Consider the following 5318-nt stretch of genomic DNA (forward strand, 5'->3'; position numbering starts at 1 on the left):
GGGCACAGGGGGGCGCGCTCAGCGGCGGTCGCGCGGGTGGTCGCGGGCCGTGCGCTCGTTGCCACGCCGGTGCTCCCCCGTCCGGCGGGCCGTCACCGGTCGCGGGTCGCCCGATCCCGCCGCCGGCGCCAACGCGCTCTGGCGGGGCCGCTGTCGCGCCGGATAGGTTCGCCGCGTTCACGGACAAGCCCACGGGAGGGCACAGATGCGCAAGGCGCTCAGAGCGCTGCTGACCCTGCTGGTGCTCATCGGCGCCGTCGGCGTCGGCAGCGCGTCGGCGGGGGCCGCCACCGCGGCCGGGACCGGCATCGAGGACCGCATCCTCGCGATACCGGGGATGCGCCTGATCGAGGAGAAACCGGTCGACGGCTACCGCTTCCTCGTACTGGGCTACCGGCAGCCCGTCGACCACCGCAGGCCCCGGAAGGGCACCTTCGAGCAGCGTCTGACGGTGCTGCACAGGGGTGAGGACCGGCCCACCGTCTTCCACACCTCCGGCTACGGGCTGAACACCAACCCGGCGCGCAGCGAGCCGACGCGGATGACCGACGGCAACCAGGTCTCCATGGAGTACCGCTTCTTCACCCCCTCGCGGCCCGAGCCCGCCGACTGGTCCAAGCTCGACATCTGGCAGGCGGCGAGCGACCAGCACCGGATCTTCCGCGCTCTGCACCGGATCTACGACGGGGAGTGGATCTCCACCGGCGGCAGCAAGGGCGGGATGACGGCCACGTACTACCGCCGCTTCTACCCGCACGACATGGACGGCACGGTCGCCTACGTCGCGCCCAACGACGTCGACGACGGGGAGGACTCGGCCTACGACGGGTTCTTCGCCACCGTCTCCACCGCCGAGTGCCGCGAGCGGCTGAACGCGGTGCAGCGCGAGGTCTTCGTGCGCCGCGACGAGATCGTGGCCCGCTACGAGGCATGGGCGAAGGAGGAGGGCTACACCTTCGAGGTCGTCGGCAGCGCCGACAAGGCATTCGAGAACGTCGGCCTGGACCTGGTGTGGGCCTGGTGGCAGTACGGGTCGGAGTCCGACTGCGGACAGGTGCCCGGGGCGGGCGCGAGCACCGGCGAGCTGTACGACTTCGTGGACCGGGTGGCGGGCTTCTCCTTCTACACCGACCAGGGCCTGGAGTACTACACGCCGTACTACTACCAGGCCGGCACCCAGCTCGGCGCGCCGAGCTTCGACACCCCGCACCTGGACGGGCTGCTGCGTCACCCCGGCATCTACGACCCGCGCTCCTACGTCCCGCGCGACATCCCGATGAGGTTCGACCGCCGGGCGATGCGCGACATCGACCGATGGGTGCGCAAGGACGCCGAGCGGATGCTGTTCGTCTACGGCGAGAACGACCCGTGGGGAGCGGAGCCCTTCCGGCTGGGCCGGGGCAGCGAGGACTCCTACGTCCTGACGGCGCCCGGCGCCAACCACGGCGCGGACATCGCCGACCTGGAGGAGGGCGACAGGGCCCTCGCCACCGGCGCCCTGATGCGCTGGGCCGGCCTGGACGCCGAGGCGTCGGCGGCGCGGAAGGCGGCTCCGCTCGTGCCCTACGACGCGAAGCTGGACCGGGCCGGCGAGGCCGACCGGCGGATGCTGCGCCCGTAAGGCGCGCCCCGCACACGGAAACGGTGGGCGCGACCGGGTCTTCCGGTCGCGCCCACCGGCGTTCCGCGCCGCCCGGCGGGCGTCAGCCGGTGCGCGGGGCCGCGGTCGAGGCGCGGACCATCAGCTCGGTGCGGACGGTCGCCACGCCCCCGGGGGGCGCCGACTCCCGGCCCAGCGCCAGCCGTCCGGCGCGGGCGCCCGCCTCGTGGAGGGGGATGCGGACGGTGGTCAGGGCGGGGGAGGCGTCCGCGCCGAAGGGCAGGTCGTCGAAGCCGGCCACGGACACGTCCCCGGGGATGCTCAGGCCCGCCTCGCGCAGTGCGGCGCAGACGCCGAGGGCGACGGTGTCGTTGGCGGCCAGCACGGCCGTCAGACCCGGCTCGCGGCGCAGCAGCTCCAGGGTGCCGTCGTAGCCCGAGGAGCGGTCGTAGGCGCCGTGCACGGTGAGGCGTTCGGCCTCCGCGAGGAGGGCGCGGTCGTGGTCGGCCAGCGCGGCCCGGTGGCCTTCCAGGCGGTGCCGGGTGGTGGTGCGCTCGGCCGGGCCCGCGACGTAGCCGATGCGGCGGTGGCCGAGGGCGAGCAGGTGCCCGGTCAGAAGGCGGGCGCCGCCGCGGTTGTCGAAGGCCACGGTGAGCGGCGCCGCGCCGGCCCCGGCCCCGCCGCCGTCCTCCTCCGGCAGCGGCGGCCTGCCGCACAGCACCACGCGGGTGCCGGCGGCGGCCAGCCGGCGCAGCCGGGTGGACAGCGCCTCGGTGTGCGCGGGGTCCTCCACCGCGCTGCCGGTGAGGACGACGGCGGCGGCGCGCTGGCGCTGGAGGAGCGTGAGGTAGGTCAGTTCGCGCTCGGGGGAGCCGCTGGTGTTGCACACCACCGCCAGTTTCCCGCCGGCCTTCTCCGGTTCCATCTCCGACTGGACGGCGCTTGCCATGATCCCGAAGAACGGGTCGGCGATGTCGTTGACGAGGACGCCGACGAGGTCGGAGCTGGCGGCGGCCAGGGAGCTGGCCGGCCCGTTCACGACGTACTCCAGCTCCTCCACCGCGCGCAGCACCCGGCTGCGAGTGGCCCCGGCCACCGGATAGTTGCCGCTCAGTACGCGCGAGACGGTGGCCGCCGAGACCCCGGCCCGGGCCGCCACGTCCGCCAGCGTCACTGCCATCGATTCCTCCGGTGCGGTTCTCGTCCGCGGTGTCGTCTGCGGCTCTTGTCGTGAGTGCTGTGGGCAGGCTAGCTTGCCCTGGGATAGAAAGCGCTTTCTAAAGCGAGAGGGAAGCTCATGACACGCAGGGTCGTACGGATCGCCATGAACGGCGTCACCGGCCGGATGGGATACCGCCAGCATCTGGTCCGCTCCATCCTCGCCATCCGGGAGCAGGGCGGACTGGAGCTGGGCGACGGCGATGTGCTGTGGCCCGAACCGGTCCTCGTCGGACGCCGCGAGCACGCGCTGAGGGCGCTCGCCGAGCGCCACGGCCTCGACCCCGACGCCGTGAGCTGCGACCTCGACGCCGTACTGGCCGACGAGAGCGTCGAGATCTACTTCGACGCCCAGGTCACCTCCGCCCGCGAGGCCGCCATCCGCAAGGCGATCGCCGCCGGCAAGCACATCTACACCGAGAAGCCCACCGCCACCGGTCTCGACGGCGCGCTGGAGCTGGCCCGGCTGGCCCGCGAGGCCGGCGTCAAGCACGGCGTGGTGCAGGACAAGCTCTTTCTGCCGGGGCTGCTCAAGCTCAAGCGGCTGATCGACGGCGGCTTCTTCGGCCGCGTCCTGTCGGTGCGCGGCGAGTTCGGCTACTGGGTCTTCGAGGGCGACTGGCAGCCCGCCCAGCGCCCCTCGTGGAACTACCGGGCCGAGGACGGCGGCGGCATCGTCGTCGACATGTTCCCGCACTGGGAGTACGTGCTGCACGAGCTGTTCGGCCCGGTGCGCACCGTCCAGGCCGCCACCGCCACCCACATCCCGCAGCGCTGGGACGAGCACGGCAAGCCGTACCAGGCCACCGCCGACGACGCCGCCTACGGCGTCTTCCACCTCGAGGGCGGGATCGTCGCCCAGATCAACTCCTCCTGGACCGTGCGGGTGAACCGCGACGAACTGGTGGAGTTCCAGGTGGACGGCACCGAGGGATCGGCCGTCGCCGGGCTGCGCACCTGCCGCGTCCAGCACCGCTCCGCCACCCCGAAGCCGGTGTGGAACCCCGACCTGCCGGTCACCGAGTCCTTCCGCGACCAGTGGCAGGAGGTGCCGGACAACCACCCCGAGGGCGGGGAGTTCGACAACGGCTTCAAGGCGCAGTGGGAGCTTTTCCTGCGCCACGTGGCGCAGGACGAGCCCTACACCTGGGACCTGCTGGCCGGCGCACGCGGCGTCCAGCTCGCCGAACTCGGCCTGGCCTCGGCCGCCGGGGGCCGCCGTCTCGACGTACCGGAGCTGAGCCTGTGATCCGCCTGCCCGACGCCTGCGGCGTCCTGCGCGAGTACACCCCCCGCACCGAGCCCGCGGTGCCCGCCGTCCCCGCCGCCGGGAGCCCGCCGCTGGTCTCCCGCACGGTCTTCTCCGCCGCCCACGTGGTCGCCGACCCGTTCGCGGACGTGGCGCCCGACGGCCCGGCCGCCGTGGACTGGGACGCCACGCTCGCCTTCCGGCGCCATCTGTGGTCCCACGGGCTCGGCGTGGCCGAGGCGATGGACACCGCCCAGCGCGGCATGGGCCTGGACTGGGCCGCCGCCGCCGAGCTGATCCGCCGCTCCGCCGCCGAGGCGGCCGCCTGCGGGGGCCGTATCGCCTGCGGCGTGGGCACCGACCAGCTCACCGGGCCCGCCGCCTCCCTGGACGAGGTCCGCGCCGCCTACGAGGAGCAGCTCGCCGCGGTGGAGGAGGCCGGCGCCCAGGCGATCGTGATGGCCTCCCGCGCCATGGCCGCCCTCGCCCGGGGCCCCGAGGACTACCTGGAGCTCTACGGGCACCTGCTGCGCCAGGCGTCCGAGCCGGTGATCCTGCACTGGCTGGGCCCGATGTTCGACCCGGCGCTCACCGGCTACTGGGGCAGCGAGGACCTGGACGCCGCCACCGAGACCTTCCTCGCCGTCATCGCCGAGCACCCCGACAAGGTCGACGGCGTCAAGATCTCCCTGCTGGACGCGGGCCGCGAGGTCGCGCTGCGCCGCAGACTGCCGGGCGGGGTGCGCTGCTACACCGGCGACGACTTCAACTACCCCGAACTGATCGCGGGCGAGGACCCCGCGGCCGGCGGGCGCTTCAGCCACGCCCTGCTGGGGATCTTCGACCCGCTGGCGCCGGTGGCCGCCGAGGCCGTACGGGTGCTGGACACCGGGGACCCGGCGGGCTTCCGCAAGCTGCTGGACCCCACCGTCGAGCTGTCCCGCCACCTGTTCCAGGCCCCGACCCGCTACTACAAGACCGGTGTGGTGTTCCTCGCCTGGCTGGCCGGGCACCAGGAGCACTTCGCCATGGTCGGCGGGATGCAGTCCGGGCGCTCGCTGCCGCACCTGGCACGGGCGTACGAGCTTGCCGACTCCCTGGGGCTGTTCCCCGACCCGGCGCCGGCCGAGGCGCGGATGCGGCACCTGCTGGCGGTGTACGGGGTGGCGGCATGAACGCGTTCCCCGAGGCCCCCGGTGCCGGCGGGGGCGGCGGGCCGCGCGGCCGCGCGCGCCGCCCGCCGCCCGCGCG

At 74.0% G+C, this 5318-nt stretch carries 4 protein-coding genes; 3 read left to right on the forward strand and 1 reads right to left on the reverse strand.

The annotated features are described in order from the left end of the window. Positions 1 to 205 precede the first annotated feature (205 nt). Positions 206 to 1621 carry a S28 family serine protease gene (locus tag AC2CJA_RS23760; RefSeq protein ID WP_484604725.1) on the forward strand — a complete coding sequence of 472 codons (1416 nt, stop codon included), beginning with the start codon at positions 206 to 208 and terminating at the stop codon, positions 1619 to 1621. 82 nt (positions 1622 to 1703) lie between these two features. On the opposite strand, the gene AC2CJA_RS23765 is transcribed toward AC2CJA_RS23760, so the two are convergent. Then, on the reverse strand, positions 1704 to 2780 hold the full coding sequence (locus AC2CJA_RS23765; protein WP_484604726.1) for a LacI family DNA-binding transcriptional regulator: 1077 nt from the start codon (positions 2778 to 2780) through the stop codon (positions 1704 to 1706). A 117-nt stretch (positions 2781 to 2897) separates the two neighbouring features. Here AC2CJA_RS23765 and AC2CJA_RS23770 point away from each other — a divergent pair, with 117 nt between their 5' ends. Continuing rightward, positions 2898 to 4067: a Gfo/Idh/MocA family protein gene (locus AC2CJA_RS23770; RefSeq protein WP_484604727.1), complete on the forward strand. Its 1170-nt coding sequence runs from the start codon at positions 2898 to 2900 to the stop codon at positions 4065 to 4067. After that, the gene (locus AC2CJA_RS23775) at positions 4064 to 5242 is read left to right on the forward strand and encodes a dihydrodipicolinate synthase family protein (protein WP_484604728.1); all 1179 of its coding nucleotides are present in this window, start codon (positions 4064 to 4066) and stop codon (positions 5240 to 5242) included. Before AC2CJA_RS23770 ends, AC2CJA_RS23775 begins: the two co-directional genes overlap by 4 nt. Positions 5243 to 5318: the final 76 nt, after the last annotated feature.

It is taken from the genome of Streptomyces sp. ATLC9 (assembly GCF_057196705.1).

Excerpts from the sequence above, each read along its gene's own strand:
- AC2CJA_RS23770 (WP_484604727.1), top strand. The coding sequence starts at position 2,898 with ATGACACGCAGGGTCGTACGGATCGCCATGAACGGCGTCACCGGCCGG.
- AC2CJA_RS23765 (WP_484604726.1), bottom strand. The coding sequence starts at position 2,780 with ATGGCAGTGACGCTGGCGGACGTGGCGGCCCGGGCCGGGGTCTCGGCG.
- AC2CJA_RS23760 (WP_484604725.1), top strand. The coding sequence starts at position 206 with ATGCGCAAGGCGCTCAGAGCGCTGCTGACCCTGCTGGTGCTCATCGGC.